At 37.2% G+C, this 328-nt stretch carries 1 pseudogene; it reads right to left on the reverse strand.

From position 1 onward, the window contains the following. A pseudogene (locus tag SB749_RS19005) lies at nucleotides 1–328 on the reverse strand (3-deoxy-8-phosphooctulonate synthase); the annotation flags it as partial.

The following is a 328-nucleotide window of genomic DNA, read 5'->3' on the forward strand; positions in this document are numbered from 1 at the left end:
CATTACACCTAATCCCAACATATCAACGACCAGATTATCGTAACCAAAACAGCTACCACGCTCACAAAGCATAAGTTTATCATTACCCATTTCATGAAATTTATTGATAATATTTTTCATCTGCTCTGGGCTCAGAAACTGTGGTTTTTTAATATTAATTGGACGACCAGTCTCTGCTAACGCTTTAACCAAATCAGTTTGACGCGCCAAAAATGCGGGCAGTTGTAAAATATCAATAACTTCAGCAGCTGGCTGACACTGAGCTATTTCATGTACGTCTGAGATAATCGGCACACCAAAAGTTTCTTTTACTTCTTGTAAAATCTTT

This window comes from Brevibacterium sp. SIMBA_078 (assembly GCF_046534565.1).
Taxonomy (GTDB): Bacteria; Actinomycetota; Actinomycetes; order Actinomycetales; family Brevibacteriaceae; genus Brevibacterium.